Annotated in this window: 18 protein-coding genes and 1 tRNA gene; 9 read left to right on the top strand and 10 right to left on the bottom strand. The window is 66.4% G+C overall.

Features of this window, described 5'->3' with window-relative positions:
* Nucleotides 1–2 precede the first annotated feature (2 nt).
* Nucleotides 3–73 (bottom strand) — tRNA-Gly (locus tag VGG53_RS18510).
* A 72-nt stretch (nucleotides 74–145) separates the two neighbouring features.
* On the opposite strand from VGG53_RS18510, the gene dcd reads away from it, so the two are divergent.
* From dcd to rfbA, 7 genes are all read left to right on the top strand, one after another.
* On the top strand, nucleotides 146–718 hold the full coding sequence (gene dcd / locus VGG53_RS18505; RefSeq protein WP_331519541.1) for a dCTP deaminase: 573 nt from the start codon (nucleotides 146–148) through the stop codon (nucleotides 716–718).
* 111 nt (nucleotides 719–829) lie between these two features.
* Nucleotides 830–2,779, top strand: coding sequence for a DUF7159 family protein (locus VGG53_RS18500; protein WP_331519540.1), 1,950 nt, complete (start codon nucleotides 830–832; stop codon nucleotides 2,777–2,779).
* Between the two features lie 219 nt (nucleotides 2,780–2,998).
* Complete coding sequence (locus VGG53_RS18495; protein ID WP_331519539.1) at nucleotides 2,999–4,456, top strand: DUF7159 family protein; 1,458 nt, start codon at nucleotides 2,999–3,001, stop codon at nucleotides 4,454–4,456.
* Between the two features lie 196 nt (nucleotides 4,457–4,652).
* A complete protein-coding gene (locus VGG53_RS18490; RefSeq protein ID WP_422656393.1) occupies nucleotides 4,653–6,236 on the top strand; it encodes a DUF7159 family protein in 1,584 nt (527 codons plus the stop codon).
* Between the two features lie 88 nt (nucleotides 6,237–6,324).
* A complete protein-coding gene (locus tag VGG53_RS18485) occupies nucleotides 6,325–7,650 on the top strand; it encodes a UDP-glucose/GDP-mannose dehydrogenase family protein (RefSeq protein ID WP_331519538.1) in 1,326 nt (441 codons plus the stop codon).
* A 77-nt stretch (nucleotides 7,651–7,727) separates the two neighbouring features.
* Complete coding sequence (locus VGG53_RS18480; protein WP_331519537.1) at nucleotides 7,728–8,096, top strand: nuclear transport factor 2 family protein; 369 nt, start codon at nucleotides 7,728–7,730, stop codon at nucleotides 8,094–8,096.
* A 10-nt stretch (nucleotides 8,097–8,106) separates the two neighbouring features.
* Nucleotides 8,107–8,973, top strand: coding sequence for a glucose-1-phosphate thymidylyltransferase RfbA (gene rfbA, locus VGG53_RS18475; RefSeq protein WP_331519536.1), 867 nt, complete (start codon nucleotides 8,107–8,109; stop codon nucleotides 8,971–8,973).
* Between the two features lie 3 nt (nucleotides 8,974–8,976).
* Here the strand turns inward: rfbA and VGG53_RS18470 are convergent, their stop codons facing one another.
* On the bottom strand, nucleotides 8,977–10,206 hold the full coding sequence (locus VGG53_RS18470) for a PPE family protein (protein ID WP_331519535.1): 1,230 nt from the start codon (nucleotides 10,204–10,206) through the stop codon (nucleotides 8,977–8,979).
* Nucleotides 10,207–10,656: 450 nt separating this feature from the next.
* Here VGG53_RS18470 and VGG53_RS18465 point away from each other — a divergent pair, with 450 nt between their 5' ends.
* Nucleotides 10,657–11,097, top strand: a complete 441-nt coding sequence (locus VGG53_RS18465; RefSeq protein WP_331519534.1) for a DUF732 domain-containing protein — start codon at nucleotides 10,657–10,659, stop codon at nucleotides 11,095–11,097.
* Between the two features lie 9 nt (nucleotides 11,098–11,106).
* On the opposite strand, the gene VGG53_RS18460 is transcribed toward VGG53_RS18465, so the two are convergent.
* From VGG53_RS18460 to VGG53_RS18435, 6 genes are all read right to left on the bottom strand, one after another.
* A complete protein-coding gene (locus VGG53_RS18460) occupies nucleotides 11,107–12,381 on the bottom strand; it encodes a pyridoxal phosphate-dependent aminotransferase (RefSeq protein ID WP_331519542.1) in 1,275 nt (424 codons plus the stop codon).
* A 46-nt stretch (nucleotides 12,382–12,427) separates the two neighbouring features.
* Nucleotides 12,428–15,334: a heterodisulfide reductase-related iron-sulfur binding cluster gene (locus tag VGG53_RS18455; RefSeq protein ID WP_331519533.1), complete on the bottom strand. Its 2,907-nt coding sequence runs from the start codon at nucleotides 15,332–15,334 to the stop codon at nucleotides 12,428–12,430.
* Nucleotides 15,335–15,501: 167 nt separating this feature from the next.
* Entirely contained in the window at nucleotides 15,502–15,933 is a 432-nt protein-coding gene (locus VGG53_RS18450) for a hypothetical protein (protein WP_331519531.1), read from the bottom strand.
* Between the two features lie 2 nt (nucleotides 15,934–15,935).
* On the bottom strand, nucleotides 15,936–16,361 hold the full coding sequence (locus tag VGG53_RS18445; protein ID WP_331519529.1) for a hypothetical protein: 426 nt from the start codon (nucleotides 16,359–16,361) through the stop codon (nucleotides 15,936–15,938).
* Nucleotides 16,362–16,421: 60 nt separating this feature from the next.
* A complete protein-coding gene (locus tag VGG53_RS18440) occupies nucleotides 16,422–16,955 on the bottom strand; it encodes a hypothetical protein (protein WP_331519528.1) in 534 nt (177 codons plus the stop codon).
* A gap of 42 nt (nucleotides 16,956–16,997) precedes the next feature.
* Nucleotides 16,998–17,927: an LLM class F420-dependent oxidoreductase gene (locus VGG53_RS18435; RefSeq protein ID WP_331519527.1), complete on the bottom strand. Its 930-nt coding sequence runs from the start codon at nucleotides 17,925–17,927 to the stop codon at nucleotides 16,998–17,000.
* Nucleotides 17,928–18,026: 99 nt separating this feature from the next.
* Between VGG53_RS18435 and VGG53_RS18430 the strand changes: the two genes are divergently transcribed.
* Nucleotides 18,027–18,680: a DUF1345 domain-containing protein gene (locus VGG53_RS18430; RefSeq protein WP_331519526.1), complete on the top strand. Its 654-nt coding sequence runs from the start codon at nucleotides 18,027–18,029 to the stop codon at nucleotides 18,678–18,680.
* A gap of 6 nt (nucleotides 18,681–18,686) precedes the next feature.
* Here the strand turns inward: VGG53_RS18430 and VGG53_RS18425 are convergent, their stop codons facing one another.
* Nucleotides 18,687–19,247, bottom strand: a complete 561-nt coding sequence (locus VGG53_RS18425; protein WP_331519525.1) for a hypothetical protein — start codon at nucleotides 19,245–19,247, stop codon at nucleotides 18,687–18,689.
* A 93-nt stretch (nucleotides 19,248–19,340) separates the two neighbouring features.
* On the bottom strand, nucleotides 19,341–20,303 hold a 963-nt coding region (locus VGG53_RS18420), incomplete at its 5' end, for an aldehyde dehydrogenase family protein (RefSeq protein WP_331519524.1).

Below are 20,303 nucleotides of genomic sequence, written 5' to 3'. Positions count from 1 at the left end.
GGAGCCGATGACGGGAATCGAACCCGCGTATTCAGCTTGGGAAGCTGATGTTCTGCCATTGAACTACATCGGCAATGTTGCCTGGAGAGGCTAGCATCCGGCGTCACACCGTTCATCCGCAATCACAGGCCGCTACGCTCGTCGCGTGCTGCTCTCCGATCGCGACCTCAGGGCCGAAATCGCCGCCGGGCGGTTGGGAATCGATCCGTTCGACGACGCCTTGGTGCAGCCGTCCAGTGTGGACGTTCGCCTCGACAATTTGTTTCGGGTCTTCAACAACACCCGGTACACCCACATCGACCCCGCGCAGCAGCAAGACGAGCTGACCAGCCTGGTGGAACCGGTTGAAGGGGAGCCGTTCGTGCTGCATCCCGGCGAGTTCGTGCTCGGCTCCACGCTGGAGACGTGCACGCTGCCCGAAGACTTGGCGGGCCGGTTGGAGGGCAAATCGTCGCTGGGGCGACTGGGGTTGCTCACTCATTCGACCGCCGGCTTCATCGATCCCGGTTTCAGCGGCCACATCACCCTGGAGCTTTCCAACGTCGCCAACTTGCCGATCACGCTGTGGCCGGGGATGAAAATCGGCCAACTGTGCATCCTGCGGCTGACCAGCCCCGCCGAGCATCCCTACGGCAGCTCGCGGGTCGGGTCGAAGTACCAGGGCCAACGCGGACCGACGCCGTCGCGCTCGTATCTAAACTTCATACGGTCCACTTAAGTTCGGCTACTGCACCGCACAGCTTGCGCAGCGACTATTCGTATGTAGCGCCGGACGCGGTGTCCCCTCCGCCTAAAACCGTGGCGCGCTACGAATGGTTCTGGAGGCGCGGTGGATATCGTGCTCGGGGTGTCGATGGCACCGACATCGGTCCGAATGCTGCTGGTTGAAGGTGAAAACGCCGACGGTGTGACCGTCGAGGACAACAAGTTCGACATCGCCACCGACGACGATGCGGCAACGCTGAGCGCAGCCGACCAAGTTATTTCGGCGATCCTGGGCACCCGGGAGGGTGCTACGGAGGCGGGCCATGCGCTCGCCTCGACCGGGGTCACCTGGACTGACCAGGTGGACGCTGCCGCTCTGCGGGAGGCGCTGGCCGCCCGCAAGATCGAAAACGTCATGCTGGTGTCGGCGTTCATGGCCGCGGCTGCGCTGGCCCAGACCGTCGGCTGCATGGTCGGCGACACCCACACTGCCTTGCTGTTCCTCGAGCCCGACACCGCGACGCTGGCGGTCGTCGACGCGGCAGACGGCGCCATTACCGACGTCCATAAGGAGCTGATTTCCGGCCACAGCGTCGGGGAGTTGGCCGCGATGCTGGCCGGCTTGGACACGCTGGAGACGCGCCCGCAGAGCGTGTTCGTCGTCGGCTCCGGCGTGGACGTCGCTGCGATCAAGCCCCAACTGGAAGCGGTGTCGACGCTGCCGGTGACCGCGGCCGAAGAACCCGAGACCGCGTTGGCCTGGGGCGCAGCGCTGGCGTCGGCCAACGCGCCGTTGTTTGCCTCCTCGACCGCGGCCCTGGCGTACGCGCAAGATCCCGGCACCGGCGCGATCGATCCCTACGCGGTTTCTCCGGGATACCTTGCGGCACCGGATGTTCCGTTCGGTACGAAGTTGGGCGAAGAGGATCTGGCGTACAGCGCCGTTCCCGACGAGGAAGCCGAAACCCATACTGCTGCCATCGAGGAGCCCAGCGGCGCGCATCCCGACGCCGAACCCGAGCGCCGACCTCTGGTGCTCGTCGGAAGCGTGCTGGCGGTCGTCTTCGTGGCCGCCGCCCTGTCGCTGGAGGTGGCGCTGGCGCTCGGGATCCGGCCTAGTGTCGCGTTGCTGCCCCGACCGCTGCAAAACCTCATCGTCCCAACCCAGCAAGCCCCCGCCCCGGCAAACATCGAGGTCCCAGAGGCCAACCACCTGATCGCTCCGGCGGCGCCACCCCCGCCCGCGAACGCGCCGATTCCGGCTGCGCGACCTGCGGCTCTTCCGCCGGCGCCGGCCGCGCCACCGCTTCCGGCCGCGCCGCCGCTTCCTGCTGCTCCGCCGGTGCCAGCCGCGGCTCCTGCGCCGGTCTTGGTTCCGCTGCCGCTACCGATTCCGCTACGCCCGCCGTTGCCAGTCCAAGCTCCGCTGCCCGCGCCCGTGCACCTGCCGCCGCCTGTGCACCTGCCGCCGCCGGTGCACCTGCCCCCCTCGCAACCTCCGGTCAGAGTTCCGTCGCAGGCGCCCGTCCACCTGCCGCCGCCGGTGCACATCCCGCCGTCGCAACCCCCGGTCAGCCTCCCGGTACAGCCTCCGGTCAACGTTTCGGAGCAGCCGCCAATCCATCTGCCCACACCGCGCCCCCCCGTGCACGTGCCCAGGCCGCACGAGCCGGTCCAGGTCAACGCGCCCCTGCCGCCAGTGCAACTGCCGGCTCCGGATCTGCCGATCCACCTGCCGGTTCCTCAGATGCCCGCAGCGCCTCCGGTCAGTCCACATGTCCCGGATGGTCCTGGCATGCAGGGCCCGTCATTCAATCCGCCCGGTGGTTTCGGTGGGAATCCAGGCGGCTTCGGCGGCAACCCGGGCGGGTTCGGTGGTGGCAACCCCGGCCTCGGCGGATTCGGCGGCAACCCCGGTGGTGGCCACAGCTCTGGTGGCTTCGGCGGTGGCGGTTTTGGTGGTGGCGGCTTTGGCGGCGGCGGTTTCGGCGGCGGCGGCTTTGGTGGCGGCCACAGCGGCGGTGGCTTCGGCGGTGGCGGCCACAGCAGCTTTGGCGGCGGCGGGCACCGGTAGCCCGACGGCTTGGCGGGCGGCAAGGTAAAATGGCCTCCGAAGGGTCGGCCGGGGGGCATTGATCGACCGGATGCTCCTGGTCATAACTTCGCAGAGCACAGCTAAGTCCGCGGTTGTAACGCCGCGCTCCGGAGTGGCGATAACTTCTGTGTTTGGCGCCCCTAACGGTGCGCAACCTCAGACGGCCCGCGGACGGCTAGCAATGTAGTGGGAGGTTTGGTGGACACCGTACTTGGGGTGTCGATGGCACCTACGACGGTCCGCATCGTGCTGGTCGAGGGACAAAACGCCGACGGGGCGACCGTTGATGAGGACAACTTCGCCGTCAGCAATGGCGAAGACCCGGCCACCTTCAGCGGGCCGGACCAGGTGGTGGCGGCGATTCTGGGCACCCGCGAAGGTGCCAATGAGGCTGGTTATGAGCTGCTATCGACCGGTGTGACCTGGAGTGATCAGCAAGCGGCCGCCGAGCTGCGTGACGCGTTAACGGCCCGCAAGGTCGAGAACGTCATGCTGGTCTCCTCGTTTTTGGCCGCGGCGGCACTGGCTCAGTCGATCGGCAGCGCGACCGGTTATGCGCGCGCCGCGCTGCTGTACGTCGAGCCCAATACCGCGACGTTGGCCGTGGTGGACACCGCCGACGGCTCGATCAGCGATGTGCAACGCGAGCAACTGCCCGATGACGACGACCAGGCCGTCGCCACGCTGATCAACTTGGTCTCTGCTGCCGAGGGCCTCGCGGAGCAGCCACAAGGCGTGTTGGTGGTTGGCTCGGGTGTCGACATCCCGTTGATCAAACCGGCGCTGGAAGAAGCCACCTCGCTACCGCTGAGCGTGCCCGAGGAGCCCGACATGGCGCTGGCCAGGGGCGCGGCGCTGGCCTCGGCACACGCACCGCTGTTCGCCTCGTCGACCGCCGCGCTGGCCTACGCGTTGGACCCGGGCACCGGTTCGGTGAGTCGTGATGTGCACACACCGGGATATCTGGCCGTCGCCGAGGCAGTCCCCAACGCGGAACCGGGTGCCGATGCGCTGGCTTACAGCGCCGTTGCCGACGACTCGGCCGCGATTTACACCCACCCGGGTCCCGACGCCTACGCAGACGTCGACGAGCAACAAGAATTCACCACCGGCATGTATCCCGACTTCGGTCGGCTGGAGGAGAACGAACACGTAAGTCGCACACCGTTTTTGGCGGCAATGAGCGTATTGATCATTTTCGTTGCCGGCGTCATGGCGCTGGTGATCTCGCTGGCGTTCAGCATCCGGCCGTCGGCCAGTTCGCGACCCAGCCTGAGTCACAACGTGGTGGCCCCGGCCAGGCCGGCGGCGCCGCCGGCACCTGCGGCTGCACCTGTACCGGCACCGGCTCCGCCGGCAGCCCCGGCGCCCGTGCGCGCAGTCGCTCCGGCGCCGGCGCCCATGCCCGCGCGGATACCGGCTCCGGCGCCCGCGCCCGCGCCGATTCCCGTCCCCGCGCCCGTTCCGGTGGCGCCGATCCTTCCGCCGCTTCTGCCCGGACTTCCGCCGGTATTCGGCCCGCCGATGGGGGGCGGTCACGGCGACGATCACGGCCCCTGGGGCGGCCATGGCGGCGGCCCCGGCTGGGGCCATGGTGGCGGCGGCTGGGGTCACGGCGGCGGCGGTTGGGGTCACGGCGGCCACGGCCTTTTTTGAGCGTCGGCAATTCTGCGGTCAACTCATAGCCGCTTGGTCTGCTCGTCGGTAATGTCGTAGAGGCAAAGACCGGAAGGTCGATCGGCGTCGCTGCGGCCAAACTCGAGGGAGCCTCGGCAATCCCCATAGCCGGCTCGGCGTGGTAGCCAGCGTTTTGACCCACCTGGTCAGCGAAATGAACAGCTTTGGAGGAGAAGTGGACACCGTACTTGGCGTGTCGATGGCACCCACCGCGGTCCGCATGGTTCTCGTAGAGGGCGAAAACGCCGACGGCCTCACAGTCGACGAAGACGGCTTCGACGTCAACGCGGCCGCCGACGCGCCGACCGTCAACGCGGCCGACCAGGTCGTGTCGGCGATTCTCGGCACCCAAGAGGGTGCCGCCGAGAGCGGATACCAGCTGCGGTCAACCGGCGTGACCTGGACCGATCCCATCGAGGCCGCCGCTCTGCGTGACGCCTTGGCGGCGCGCAAGGTCGAAAACGTCATGTTGGTGTCGTCCTTCCTGGCCGCTGCAGCGCTGGCCCAAGTCGTCGGCAGCTCGGTTGGATATGCCCAGACCGGGCTGTTGTTCGTCGAACCCGACGCCGCGACGTTGGCCGTGGTCAATACCTCCGACGGGTCGATCACCGACGTGCATCGCCACCCCCTGACCGCCGGCAGCGATTCACTCGCCGAGCTGGCCGCGCTGGCGTCCGGCGCAGAGTCGCTCGATACCCGGCCCGATGGCCTGTTTCTCGTCGGCTCCGGCGTGGACATCGCCCCGCTCAAGCCGCAGCTGGAGGCGGCGACCGCGCTGATCGTGAGTGCGCCCGAGGAGCCGGAGACTGCGCTTGCCCGTGGTGCGGCATTGGCGTCGGCCAACGCGCCGCTGTTCTCGTCGTCAACCGCGGCGCTGGCCTATGCCCAAGATCCCGGCACCGGCTTCATCAACCCCTACGCGATCGCGCCCGGATACTTCGACGTTGCCACCGACAACGCGTCCGGTGAGCAGGCGCTGGCCTACAGCGCGGTTCCGGACGAGGATGCCAACGCGTACACCGCATTCGCCGGCGACGAGGATTTCGGGACCGGCACCTACACCGGTGTCGCCCCTGTTCCGAAAGAAGGCGGCCGCAGACCACTCGTCCTGGTGGCCAGTGCTGTTGTCGCGATCTTCGTGGTGGGCGCCGCGGCGCTGCTGGTCGCGCTGGCGGTCAGCATGCGGCCAACCGCCGGCGTGCGGCCCGAACCCGGCCACAATGCGGTGGCGCCCAAGCCGGCGCCCGCCGCGCCCGCCGCCCCGGCACCCGCGTCGGCGCCGGCTCCTGCACCTGAGGCCCCCGCCCCCGCACCGGAGGCGCCGGCCCCCGAGCCAGCAGCTCCGGCTCCCGCGCCGGCGGCTCCCGCTCCCGCCGCACGGGCTCCAGAACCCGCACCCGCGGCGCCGGCCCCCGCGCCTGAACCTGCCGCGCCGCCACCGGCGCCGGCTCCCGTCGCTCCGGCTCCGGCACCGCCTCCCGCGATGGCTCCGATCCCGGTTCCGGTGCCCATTCCGCTTCCGCCGATCTTCGGCGGGCCCCGGCAGGGACCGCCGGGCGGACCATGGGGCGGCGACCACGGTGGCGGCGGCTGGGGCCACGGCGGTGGAAATCCCGGCGGCGGCGGTGGCTTCCCCGGTGGCGGCCACGGCAGCGGTGGCGGCGGCTTCGGCGGCGGTCACGGCGGGTTTGGCGGCGGTGGGTTCGGTGGTCACGGTGGCTTCGGCCACGGATTCGGTATTCCCGGCCTGGGCTTTTAACCTCCGACGGCAAACCGTCACCTGACGTTTGCCCGCCGCTCAGAGCAGCGATGCCGTCAGCTCATCGCGGCGACTTACACACGAGTGTATGAGGTGCTCCGTCTTCGGTACGGGTTATTTGGGTGCTACCCACGCCGCCGGGATGGCCGAGCTGGGGCATGAGGTCGTCGGTGTCGACATCGACCCCGGTAAGGTCGCCAAGCTGGCTGCCGGTGACGTCCCGTTCTACGAGCCTGGGCTACGAAAGATGTTGAGCGACAACATCGAGGCGGGCCGTCTTCGATTCACCACTGACTATGACCTGGCGGCCGACTTCGCCGATGTGCATTTCCTCGGGGTTGGCACTCCGCAGAAGAGGGGTGAATACAGCGCCGACCTGAGCCATGTTCACGCCGTGATCGACACGCTCACACCGCTTTTGACGCGGCCTGCGGTGATCGTTGGGAAATCCACGGTTCCCGTCGGCACCGCCGCCGAACTTGTCCAGCGGGTCCGCGGGGCTGCGCGTCCGGGGGTGGACGTTGAGGTGGCGTGGAACCCGGAGTTCCTGCGTGAGGGCTTTGCGGTACACGACACGCTACAGCCCGATCGTATTGTGCTTGGCGTACAGGATGACTCGGCGCGTGCTGAGGCCGCGATACGTGAGCTGTACGCGCCGATGCTGGATGCCGGGGTTCCCTTTCTGGTGACAGATCTGCAGACTGCGGAGCTCGTCAAGGTGTCCGCGAACGCCTTTCTGGCAACGAAGATCTCGTTCATCAACGCGATCTCCGAGGTGTGTGAGGCTGCCGATGCCGACGTTGCGCTGCTGGCCGACGCGCTCGGGCACGACGCCCGGATTGGACGCCGATTCCTCAACGCCGGCTTGGGTTTTGGCGGCGGGTGTCTGCCTAAGGACATCCGCGCATTCATGGCCCGTGCTGGTGAGCTGGGGGCGGATCAGGCCCTCACCTTCTTGCGGGAAGTCGACAACATCAACATGAGGCGGCGTACCCGGATGGTGGAAATCGCCACCAAGGCGTGCGGCGGCTCGCTGCTGGGCGCGAACGTCGCGGTGCTCGGTGCGGCGTTCAAGCCCGAGTCCGACGATGTGCGTGACTCGCCGGCGCTCAATGTCGCGGGCCAACTGCAACTCAACGGGGCCGCCGTCAATGTCTACGACCCCAAAGCGCTGGAGAATGCCCAGCGACTGTTTCCCACGCTGAACTACTCGGTGTCGGTGGAGGAAGCCTGCGATCGCGCCGACGCGGTCCTAGTGCTCACCGAGTGGCAGGAGTTCGTCGATCTCGATCCCGGCCAGCTCGCCGGCCGGGTGCGTGCCCGCGTCGTCGTCGACGGTCGTAACTGCCTCGACGTGCAGCGGTGGCAGCAGGCCGGTTGGCGCGTGCACTGCCTGGGCCGGCGGGTAGCCTGACCGCGCGCTCGAAACCCTCGAGCAAAAATGCGCCTCGAGCGCACGCCTTCCAAACCGCACGCGGTACGTTTCACACCATGACCACATCGGAGATCGCCACCGTATTGGCTTGGCATGATGCATTGAATGCGTCCGACGTCGCCACCCTGGTGGGCCTGTCCAGCGATGACATCGAAGTCGGCGACGCGCACGGCGCCGCACAAGGCCATGCCGCGTTGCGTGAGTGGGCGGCTGCCCACCCTGGAAAAGCCGAAGTCGGCAAGATATTCGTCCACGACGGCGTCGTCGTGGTCGAACAGAAGGTCGGCGGCCCAGGCGAATCCGGTGCGCCTATCGCATCGGCCTTTCGGGTGGTTCACGACCACGTCACCTCGGTGTTCCGCCACCACGACCTGGCGGCAGCGCTGGCCGCGACCGAACTGACCGACGCCGATCGCGTCGACTGAGGAGTAGGAGATGCGGGGGATCATTCTGGCCGGCGGTGTGGGCACGCGTCTGTATCCGATCACCATGGGCGTCAGCAAGCAGCTGTTGCCGGTCTACGACAAGCCGATGATCTACTACCCGCTGTCCACGCTGATGATGGCCGGCATTCGCGATATCCAGGTGATCACCACCGCTTCCGATGCACCCGCATTCGCACGAGTGCTCGGTGACGGCAGCGCATTCGGCATCAACATCAGCTACGCGGTGCAAAATCAGCCCGACGGGCTCGCCCAGGCATTCGTGATCGGCGCCCATCACGTCGGTAACGATTCGGTGGCATTGGCGTTGGGCGACAACATCTTCCACGGCCCAGGATTGGGCACCGATCTGCGGCGCTTCCAAACAATAAGTGGTGGTGCCATTTTCGCTTACTGGGTGGCAAATCCGTCGGCGTATGGTGTCGTCGAATTCAGCGCCGACGGTATCGCGTCGTCGATCGAAGAAAAGCCCGCTACACCGAAATCGCAGTACGCAATACCGGGCCTGTACTTCTACGACAACGACGTCATCGAGATTGCCCGCGGCCTAAAGCCATCCGCGCGCGGCGAATACGAGATCACCGACATCAACCGGACCTACCTCGAGCAGGGTCGACTGGCCGTCGAAGTGCTCGCCCGCGGCACGGCATGGCTGGATACCGGGACGTTCGACTCCCTCATGGACGCCTGCGACTATGTCCGGACGCTGGAACGTCGCCAGGGCCTGAAGGTCAGCGTCCCCGAAGAAGTCGCGTGGCGGATGGGCTTCATCGACGACGACCAGCTGGCCCGGCGCGCCAAAGCGTTGTTGAAATCCGGCTACGGCGACTACCTGCTGCAGTTGCTGGAACGGCGCTGACGCTCAGCCACCAGACAGCGGGCGCCCCATGACGGTGAGGCGGTTTCCGTAGCGGGGACCGTGGCCGAACCCGCCGGACCTGGCGCCGGACGCACCCGGCATCCCCGGCATGCCGGCCGGGACGGCTCCGGCACCGCCGCCGGTCGGGCCGACCGCGTTGGTCCAGCCGCCGCCGGCATAGGTCACGCCGTTGTGGTTGGCCACCTGCGCTGCCGCCGCCCACGTCGGCGGAACAGACAGCCTGCCGACGAGTGTGCTGCCGGAGGTGTTCACCGAAACCCCGGCCGGACTGGGCACGTTCACCGGTGCCGGCGGCTGCGGCGTGATCATCCCGGTGACGCCGGCACCGCCGGGCGCCGTCTCGCCCGGTCCCACCGAGTTGATGTCGGCCAGACCGCTGGTGACCGCGGGCGTGATGATCGCGGGGTTGACGTACCCGGCCGATGAGAGACCGTTGAATAACTGGGAGTTCAGGAAGGTTCCGAACGGGTCCCCGTATGAGCCGGACAACCAGTAGAGGAGTTGCCCGATTGGGCCCGTTGGCGTGACGGCAGCCGTACTGGTGGCCGCCGACACCGGCGAGGTGAGTTGGTTGAGCGACGACGGGACCGCGGAGATCAGCTGTTGCAGCTGCGACTGTGCTGCCGACCCCGCACTGGTGCTGGTCGCCTGCGCCACCGCCGACGACTGCTGGGCTGCGGCCGCCGGCTTGGCGGTCTCCGGCGGCGCGGTGAACTGCTGCACCGTTGCCGCGGTGGCCGAACTGCCCGCGTAGCCGTACATCGCCGCCGCGTCCTGCGCCCACATCTCACCGTATTGCGCCTCATTGGCGGCGATGGACGGTGTGTTCTGACCCAGGACATTCGTGGCGACCAACATCGCCAGCTGGGCGCGGTTGGCAGCCACTACGAATGGCGGGACCGTCGTCGCGTAGGCGGTCTCGTAGGCGGTTGCGGCCGCAGAAGCCTGGGCTGCAGTGTGCCCGGCTTTGGCGCCGATGGTGTTCATCCAGGTGATGTAGGGGTCGACGGCGGTAACCATCGAGGCTGATGTGGGCCCACGCCACTCGTCGTCGGCCAACACGTTGATCGTGGACTGATACTGGTTTGCCGCTGACTCCAGCTCGGCGGCAAGCAGGTTCCACGCTGCCGATGCGGTACGCAGTGGCGCTGATCCTGGGCCGGAATACATTCGCGTGGAGTTGATCTCGGGCGGTAACGCGCCAAAATCCATGGTCAGAAGTCCAACCTGGCAGCGATGTGAACGCGCGGTGCGCCCGAGGTCGTCACCGTCGATGTACATCGGTATGGCATGGCAGTTCTCCTTTGCGAATGGCTCGATCTGGCGCGAATTCGTGGGTGTAGTGGGTGTATGCGTGTTGAAACACGCCGTTGCGGCCCCATGATGTGGCGGCGTCCCGACCTTTTGTTAATCGCTTCGCCCGTCGCGCCCTCGCAACCAGATCACCTGCACCACATGCCAGCTCGTGTCGCCACGACTGTGTGGAATAGCCAACGCGAGAAAGCACCGACCCTGATTCAATCAATCTTGCCCCGCACTGCCACGACGCCGACCGGCCTGCGGCCAAACTCATAGAAAGTTCAAATAATCTGCTCGCGCCGAGGTGTCAGCGGCCCTGTTGGGACATCGTCGGCAAAACGACATATACGCTGGACTACCTATATGACGACGACGGCCCCAGACCCCAAACCGCTTCCCGCCCTGGCGATCGGGGCCGCGGTGTTGGTGATGGCCGTCGCCATTACGGCAGTGTTCTTCCTTGGCCGGACGAAGCACGATCCCTCCGCATCGAAAGAGTCCTCGGCGGCCGCGCAGACGTCATCAGCGTCATCCGGCGATCCGCCGCCCAGGACCCCGGACAAAGACAGCAGATTCCTGTGGCGATTGGAAGCTCAGGGCTTGCAGCTGGATCGACCTGACGACGCTGCGAGCAGCGACGCCCGGCACGTGTGCGCTCGGTTTATCGGTGGCGAGAGCAAAGAACAGATCATTCAGGACATCCTGCAGGGATCACCGGGCATGTCTGTCGATAACGCAACCGATTTCGCTGGGACCGCTATCGACGTGTACTGCCCGGACGGCCATCCGGATGACCCGACATGACCAGGTGCCTCACTGTCGGTAGCCGGCCAGGAAGTTGCCCAGCCGCTCGATGGCGTGAACAAGGTCGCGGGACCATGGCAGCGTGACGATCCGCAGGTGATCCGGTGCAGGCCAATTGAAACCAGTGCCCTGAGTGACGAGGATCTTTTCCGACAGCAGTAAATCCAGAACGAGCTGCTCGTCGTCGACGATCTCGTGCACCTCAGGATCGAGCCGAGGGAAGGCGTACAGTGCTCCGGCCGGCTTGACGCAGGAGACACCGGGGATCTCGTTGAGTTTGGACCAGGCGACGTCGCGCTGTTCGAGCAGTCGCCCACCCGGCAGCACCAAGTCCTCGATGCTTTGATAACCGCCTAATGCGACCTGAATCGCGTGCTGGGCAGGAACATTCGGGCACAGTCGCATGTTCGCGAGCAGGTGAATACCTTCGATGAAACTGCTGGCGTGCTCCTTGGGCCCGGTGATGGCCAGCCAGCCGGCCCGGTATCCGGCCACCCGATAGGCCTTCGACAACCCGTTGAACGTCAGGCACAACTGGTCGGGCGCAAGTGACGCCATGCTGATGTGCTCGGCGTCGTCGTAGAGGATTTTGTCGTAGATCTCGTCGGCGAGTAGCAGCAGCTGATGTTTGCGCGCCAATTCGGCCATCTGCGTGAGGATTTCACGACCGTAGACAGCGCCGGTGGGATTGTTCGGGTTGATGACCACCAGAGCCTTGGTGCGCTCGGTGATCTTCGCTTCGATGTCGGCGATATCCGGTTGCCAGCCCTGGGTTTCGTCGCACAGGTAATGCACCGGCGTGCCGCCTGCCAGCGACGTCGACGCCGTCCACAACGGGTAGTCGGGGGCCGGAATCAACACCTGGTCGCCGTTGTCGAGCAACGCCTGCAGGGTCAGCGTGATCAGCTCCGAAACCCCGTTGCCCAGATACACGTCGTCGACGTCGAACCGAGGGAAGCCGTCGACAAGTTCGTAGCGGGTGACTACTGCGCGCCGCGCCGGCAGGATGCCCTTGGAATCCGAATACCCCTGCGCGTAGGGCAGCGCCTGGATCATGTCCCGCATGATCACGTCGGGCGCGTCGAAGCCGAACGGCGCCGGGTTGCCGATATTCAGCTTGAGGATGCGGTGGCCCTCGGCCTCCAGTCGCGCGGCGTGATCGTGCACCGGTCCGCGTATCTCATACAGCACGTCCTGCAGCTTCGAGGACTGCGCGAACGTGCGCTGCCGCGGCTGATGACCCGCGCTCTGCCAGGGCAGCTGGTGAGTACTCACATCGACTATGGTGCCACGGCTGTCGAACTATTTAATAATTCAACAACCAGCCTGATCAGCGTTTACCTGGCGGACGGGCACCACGAGCGATGCCAAGACCCTTGACGGACGCCGGGGGCGAAGCCTTGCCGCCGTCCTCGCCGTCGCTGTCGGCCGGCTCGGATTGCGGTTCTTCCTTGGCCTCAGGCTCGGGCTTGGCCGCCACTTCGGACGCCGATGGCCCGGGTGCGGGCGCCGCGGTCTTTTTGGCACCGGGCCGCTTGGCACCGGCGGCGATTCCCAATCCCTTGACTGGCGCTGCGGGCGTCGGCGCCTCGGGGGCAGCCGCGGAGTCGGTCTTCGCCTCGGCTTGTTCCGCCGGGGCGGATTGTGTGGTGGCCTCTGCCGGTTTTGCGGCAGCTTTTTTCGCTCCGGGTCGCTTGGCGCCGGCGGCGAGGCCCAGCCCCTTGGTCGGCGCCGCAGCCGCTTTGGCCTCGGGTGCTTTCTCCCCGGATACCGAAGAAGCTTGCGCGGCTTCGGCTTTGGGTGCAGCCTTCTTGGCGCCGGGTCGCTTGGCGCCGCCGGCGATACCCAATCCGGTGACGGCCTTTGCGGCCGTGTCCTCGGTGGGTGCGGCGGCCTCCGGCTCTGCTGCTTTTTCGGCCGGGGCGGTCGCGGTGGCAGCAGGAGCGGCGTCGGCTTTGGGAGTCACCTTCTCCGCATGCTCGGCGGCCTGCTTTGCGGCAGAACCCTTCTCCGGCAACGCGACGGCGCTGCGGTCGAGCGATTCGAGCAGCAGCTGCGCCACGTCGCGGACGTCGACACCCTCGCGCCCGGCAGCCTCCTGGCGGTCGTTGACGCCGTCGGTGATCATTACCCGGCAGAACGGACATGCGGTTGCCACCGTGGTGGCACCGGTGGCCAGCGCTTCGTCGACCCGCTCGTGGTTGATCCGCTTGCCGATGTGTTCTTCCATCCACATCCGGGCACCACCGGCGCCGCAGCAGAAGCTGCGATCGGCGTGACGTGGCATTTCGGCCAGCTTCGCGCCCGAGGCGCTGATCAGCTCACGGGGCGCCTCGTAGACCTTGTTGTGGCGGCCCAGGAAGCACGGGTCGTGATACGTGATGTCCGCAGAGACCGGGCTGACCGGAACCAGTTGCTTGTCGCGTACCAGCCGGTTGAGCAGCTGGGTGTGGTGCAACACGGTGTAGTTGGCGCCCAGTTGGCGGTATTCGCGGCCCAAGGTGTTGAAGCAGTGTGGGCAGGTGACCACGATCTTGCGGTCGACGGTCTCCACGCCTTCGAACAGCCCGTCCAGGCTTTCCACGGCCTGCTGGGCAAGCTGCTGGAACAAGAACTCGTTGCCGGAGCGGCGGGCCGAGTCGCCGTTGCAGGTTTCGCCGGTGCCCAGCACCAGATACTTCACCCCGGCGATGGCCAGCAATTCGGCCACCGCCTTGGTGGTCTTCTTGGCCTTGTCGTCGTAGGCGCCGGCACAACCCACCCAGAACAGATATTCGTAGCCCTCGAAGCTGTCGACGTCTTCGCCGTAAACCGGCACGTCGAAGTCGACCTCGCTGATCCAGTTGGTGCGGTCGGATGCGTTCTGGCCCCACGGATTGGCTTTGGTTTCAAGGTTTTTGAACAGCACCGAGAGTTCGGAGGGGAACTCGGACTCCATCATGACCTGGTATCGGCGCAGGTCGACGATGTGGTCGATGTGCTCGATGTCCACCGGGCACTGCTCGACGCAGGCTCCGCAGTTCACGCATGACCACAGCACGTCGGGGTCGATCACGCCGCCCTGTTCGGCGGTTCCGACCAAAGGCCGGGTGGCCTGCGCCGGCCCGGAGCCGAGTACCCGGCCGAAACCCGATTCGGGGACGTGGTGCTCCTCGGCGTGCTTCTCGCCGCGCAGTTCCTCGCCGAGTCCCCCCTCGGGGGTGCTTTCCAGCGCGGACTCTTTCTTCTCGCCGAGGATGTATGGAGCCTTGGCCATCCAGTGGTCCCGCAGGTCCATGATGACAAGCTTGGGGGAGAGTGGCTTGCCGGTGTTCCAGGCCGGACACTGCGACTGGCAGCGCCCGCACTCGGTACAGGTGGCGAAGTCGAGGTTGCCCTTCCAGGTGAAGTCCTCGATCTTGCCGCGACCGAAATTCGCATCGTCCGGCGGGTTTTCGAAGTCGACGGGCTTGCCGTGGGCCTCGATCGGCAGCAGCGGACCCAGGCCGTCGGGCAGCCGCTTGAAAGTCACGTTGATCGGCGCCAGGAAGATGTGCAGGTGCTTGGAGTGCAGCACGATCACCAGGAAGATCAGCGCCACCGCGATGTGAGCGAGCAACGCGACCGTCTCGATCCACTCGTTGGCCGTTGCACCCAGCGGCTGCATCAGCGCGCCCATGCCATGGGAGAAAAACGCGCCCCAGCCATAGGGGAAGTTGCCGGTGTTCACCGCGGCGCCGCGGACGAACGCATAGCTGAAGATGACCAGGAAGATCATGAACAGGATCAGCCAAGCGCCGCCAGTGTGCGAGCCGTAGAACCGTGACGAACGTCCGTACTCCTTGGGTTCGGAGCGCAACCGGATGATCGCGAACGTGGTGATGCCGACTAACACGCCCAGCGCGATGAAGTCCTGCAGGAAGCCCAGCGCGTCCCATCGCCCGATGATCGGGATGTGGAAGTTCGGCTGGAACAGCAACCCGTAGGCCTCGATGTAGACCGTGAGCAGGATGATGAAGCCCCACATGGTGAGGAAGTGCGCGACGCCGGGGATCGACCATTTCAGCAGCCGGCGCTGGCCGAACACCTCGGAGATCTGCGTCCAGATCCGCGTTCCGACGTCATCGGTGCGACCGCTGGCCGGTTGGCCGGCGAGCGTGAGTTTGAGCAGCCAGAGAACGCGGCGGACGGCGAGCAAAACGATGATCGCCGTCATACTCAGGCCGACAACCAGTCTGATCAGCATCTGCGTGTGCACGGAGCATCTCCCCAAAATTCGTGTTACCGGCCGGTAACTTACCTCATGTTACTAACCGGTAACTTAAACACTGCACCTGCTCAAGCCGGGTAAGCCTGCTCATAGTGACATCTTCGCGGGGGCTACCGCGACGAAGGATGCCCTAACTTGGGCTACGGATCAGCGGCTCAGAAGTGCGGTAGCGGCGGTAACGGCGGTATGTTGCTCCGCCACCAGTGCCGACGGGGGTGTTGCTGTGTCCACGGGGCAGTGGTCGGCGGCGGCACAGGTTCGATGGTCTCCGTCGAGGAGTCCGTCGTGGTCGGAGTCGTCGACGACGGGGTCGGCGACCGGCTGGTGGTGTGCGACGTTGCTGTGGTCGACGGTCGCGTCGTGGCGGGCGTTGGCGCTCCACCCCCGTTGCCCCGGGCCAGGACGGCCAGGCCGTAGATGATGACCGCGATCAAGATCACCACCGCCAGGCCCCACACGCCCAGGACCCATCGCTTGAGATACCAGGGCGAGGAGTCTTTGGCGACGCTGAAGCGTTCTGTTTCGTCGATGCCCGCGTTGCGCCTTGCATAACCGTCGACGTCGTCCGGTCGTCGGTCGCCCCCCACTGCTACGGCGTCCCGCCGTCGTGGTGATGGTGATGGTGGTGGCCCTCGTCGATGGTCGTGCTTGCCGGCGGCGTGGTGGCGGGCGCCGTGGTGGTCGGCGCGAACGTCATCGTGGTCGTCGGAGCCGGCGCGACTGGCTCGGTGGTCGTCGTGGGCAGCCCGGTCGTCGTGGTCGTCGCAACCCCGGTCGATGTCGTCGGTGACGTGGGAGTCTGCTTCGAATTGCCGCTACCACGAGTCCGGTCCGCGAACACATACAGCGCCACCCCGAGCAACATGGCGGCGAACAGGACCAAGGCGACCAGAATGATGGGCTTCCGATACCACGGCGCCCCGCCCTCTACGTCGCCTTGGTCCTGGCCGCTGTAGTCGTAGTAGCCGGTCGGTGCCTCGCTGGGGTCTTCCTCTGGAGGTTCGTAGCCCGTCACGTGCGCCGATCCTAGTCCCGGAACCTGGCAGCTTTGCTGCCGATGTACGGGCGACCCGTTCTAAAAACCGTGCGGCAGCGTAATAACGGTGTGCGGCAACGTGATTGTCGACGGGATATGCGGCACATGGTGATGATGGCCCGGCGGCTCGGCGGGAGCAGGGGAGTAGTTCGGTGGCGGCGGCGCCTCTCCGGGCGTCTGTTCGGGGGTCTCGGGTGGCGGCGCCGGTTCGGTGGTCGTCGGCGTGGTCGTCGTCACTGCCGGCGTGGTCGTCGACGACGACTGGCTGGGTGTGGTCGATGGCGTGGTCGTGGTGGGACCACCGCTTTCGCCGCCGCGCGAGAGCGCGACGATGCCGTAGATGACCAACGTGACCAGGAGGGCGACCATCAGCACCCACAACGCCAGCAACACGCGGTTGCGGTACCACGGGTCTGGCGCGGAGCCGTGTTCAGCGGAATCGGCGCCCGGGGCGGCGCGGTCCGGCTGGTCGTCGAGGGCCTGCTGGAGCGAACCGTCGGCGCCGTACTCGGCCATCTGAGTCGGGCGTTCGCTGGGGTCGTCCGGAGGACCCTGGGAACCTACGTCAGCCACGCACCCGATGCTACTGACGCGCAGCGGCCGCCCGATCGGGTGTCAGAGCTGCCGCTGTACCTCGTCGGCGAAAAGCTGCAGGTGTTCGAGGTCGGACAGGTCCAACAGCTGCAGATATACCCGCTGCAGACCGACCTCGGTGAACGGGCCGAGCTGGTCGACGATCTGGGCAGGTGTGCCCGCCACCGGAGAATTGGACCGCAGCTCGTCGACTTCGCGGCCGATGGCGTCAGCGCGCCGGGCGATCTCGGCGTCATCGCGTCCGGCGCACAGCACGAAGGCCGCGGAGTAGGTCATCGAATCGGCGCTCCGGCCGACCGCGTCGACGGCTTCGCGGACCCGATCGAACTGCGTCTTGGTGGTGTCCATCGGTGCGAACGGCACGTTGAATTCGTCGGCGAACGTCGCGGCCAGATTCGGCGTCCGCTTGGCGCCCGTCCCGCCGACGATGATCGGTGGATGCGGCCGTTGCACCGGCTTGGGTAACGCCGGTGAGTCGTTGACGGCGTAATGAGCCCCGGCGTAGTCGAACGTCTCACCAACCGGGGCGGTCCACAGGCCGGTGATCAGCTCGAGCTGCTCGGTGAGCCGGGCGAATCGTTCTCGCAGCGGTGGAAATGGGATCGCGTAGGCTAGATGTTCCTTCTCGAACCAACCGGTGCCGATGCCGAATTCGACTCGCCCGTTGCTCATTTCGTCGACCTGGGCCACCGAGACGGCCAGCGGGCCGGGATGGCGGAACGTCGCCGAGGTGACCAGCGTGCCCAGCCGGATCGACGACGTCTCCCGGGCAATACCGCCCAACGTCACCCAGGAGTCGGTCGGGCCGGGCTGCCCGTCGCCGCTCATCGCCAGGTAATGGTCGGACCGGAAGAACGCCGAAAACCCCAACGACTCCGCGGCTTGCGCGACCGCGAGCTGGTCGGAGTAACTGGCGCCTTGCTGCGGTTCGACGAATACCCGAAAGTCCACGAGCGCCAGACTATGCGGCACAACGCCGGAGCTGGCACGGCGATACCGCATTATTCGATGAGCCGAGCCGACCACCCCGTTGATGGTTAGGTCAGCATCGTGGATTTTCTCGCGAAGCTTTTCCGCGACACCGTCGCGGTTCGGATCTTGGTCTCGGTGGCGCTCGGCGTCGTCGTCGCCCTCGTGGTGGGCAATACGGCCGGCTGGCGATTCGCGCTTGTCGGTTGGGTGACCGGCGCCGCGCTGTATGTGGTGTGGACGCACCGCATGTTGAGCGGGATGGATGCCGAGCAAACGTGCAAATGGGTGACGCGTGAGGATCCCACCCGTTGGGTTGCTGATGCGATCGTTCTGACGGCGAGCATCGCGAGCCTGGGCGGTGTCGGTTACGTGGTGGCCGCTGGCTCGCGGTTGTCGGGCGCGGGAGCGTTCGAAGCCGCCATCGTCGGCGTCCTGACCGTCGGCGCGTCCTGGTTTGCGGTGCACACGCTTTTCACCGTGCACTATGCGCGGCTCTACTACTCGGACGAGCCCGGCGGAATCAACTTCCACGATCCAAATCCGCCCCGCTTTCGGGATTTCGCCTATCTCGCCTACACCGTCGGCATGACCTTTCAGGTGTCAGACACCGAGATCTGTTTGAGTTCCATCAGGGCGACGGTCCTGCGCCATGCGCTGCTGTCCTATCTGCTGGGCGCAGTCGTCTTGGCGGTCACGATCAACCTGATCGCGGGCCTTGGCTCCAGAATCTGACCTGGGCTAGAACGTGTCGACCTTCTCGACGCTGACGAACATGCCGTGGCCGGTCTGCTCGTTGGTGAACCGGGTGCCGCTTTCGCTGGCGGCGATCGTCCAGCCTTCGGCGTCGTAGGTCTGGTAATCGATTGTCACCGTGGGAATGTCGCCGAGATTGCCCAGCACCCACTGCACCGCACCGCTCGCGGCGACGTGGACGCCGTTGGTGCGTTCGCCGTCCTGCATCGGCGAGTTGGTGAACTGCGCCTCGCAACCGACGCCGTCGCTGGCGATCTGGCAGCGGGTCTGGCCGGATTTGGTCTCGATGAACACGTAGCCGTTCTGGTCGGGCGGTAGCGGGATCGCCCCGGCCGGCGGGTTGGCGCTCGGCGGGCCGGGACGCGCCGGCGCCGGTATCGACGGCTTGGCCTTGGGGAACGACGGTTCGGTGGGTCCCGCGCCCGAAGACGCGACCGGCTTTCCGTGGATCAGTAAGCTGCATCCGCTGAGCAGAGCAGCACTTAGCAGCAGACCGGCCAGCAGCCGGCCGCCGGCCGCGGTGGTCTTGAGTCCGTGCGGAAACATCGCAACAAGCGTACGCAAGCGGTGACGCAAGTGACGGCAGTGACGCGCCCGTGCTCGGGCGCTGCATCGCCGATCAAGGCTGACCCAGTGCCGTTACATCTGCGCCCAGACGATCTTGGTTTGCAGGTAGGTCTCGATGCCGGACTTGCCCGACTCGTGGCCCCAGCCCGACTGTTTGTAGCCACCGAACGGCATGGAGTGGTCGTAGGGGAAAGCGCAGTTGAGCCCGACGGTTCCGGCCTTGAGCCGTTTGGCCAGTCGGTGCGAGCGGCCGAGGTCTTTGGTCCACACCGTGGCGGCGAGCCCGTAGGTGCTGTTGTTGGCCAATTCGACGGCCTCGTCCTCGTCGTCGAACGGCAGGACGGTGACGACCGGCCCGAAGATCTCCTCCTGGAACAGCCGGCTGGAATCAGGGTCGAGGTTGGTGACGACGGTCGGGTGCACGAAGTAGCCCTTGCGGTCCAGTCGGTGCCCGCCGGTGACGATCTCGGCGCCGTCGGACCTGCCCTGTTCGAGGTAGCCCAACACGCGGGTGAGCTGCTTCTGGCTGATCAGCGGACCGCTCATGGTGCCCTCCTCTTTGGGCCCGCCCATCTTCATGGCATTCGCAACCATCGCCATGCCCTCGACGACCTGGTCGTAGACACTGCGCTGCACCAGAATCCGGGAGCCGCACACACACGCCTGCCCAGAGTGAACGAATGTGCCGAAGGCCGACATCGGGATCGCCTTCTTGAGTTTCGCGTCGTCGAAAATCAGCACCGGTGACTTGCCGCCGAGCTCCAGGGTGACCTTGTTGAGGTTGCTGTCGGCGGAGGCGTGCACGATCGCCCGCCCGACCTCTGTCGAGCCGGTGAAGGCTACTTTCTCGACGTCGGGGTGCGCGGTGATCGCCGCGCCGACGGTGTGCCCGTAGCCGTTCACCAGGTTGACGACGCCCTCGGGCACTCCGGCCTCGGCGAGGATCCGGTCCAGGACCAGCGCCGAAAGTGGTGTCTCCTCAGCGGGTTTGACCACACTGTTGCAGCCGGCCGCCAGTGACGGCGCGAGCTTGGC

It is taken from the genome of Mycobacterium sp., from assembly GCF_036490025.1.
Classification (GTDB): Bacteria; Actinomycetota; Actinomycetes; order Mycobacteriales; family Mycobacteriaceae; genus Mycobacterium.
This window is presented reverse-complemented; position numbering and strand designations above follow the sequence as displayed.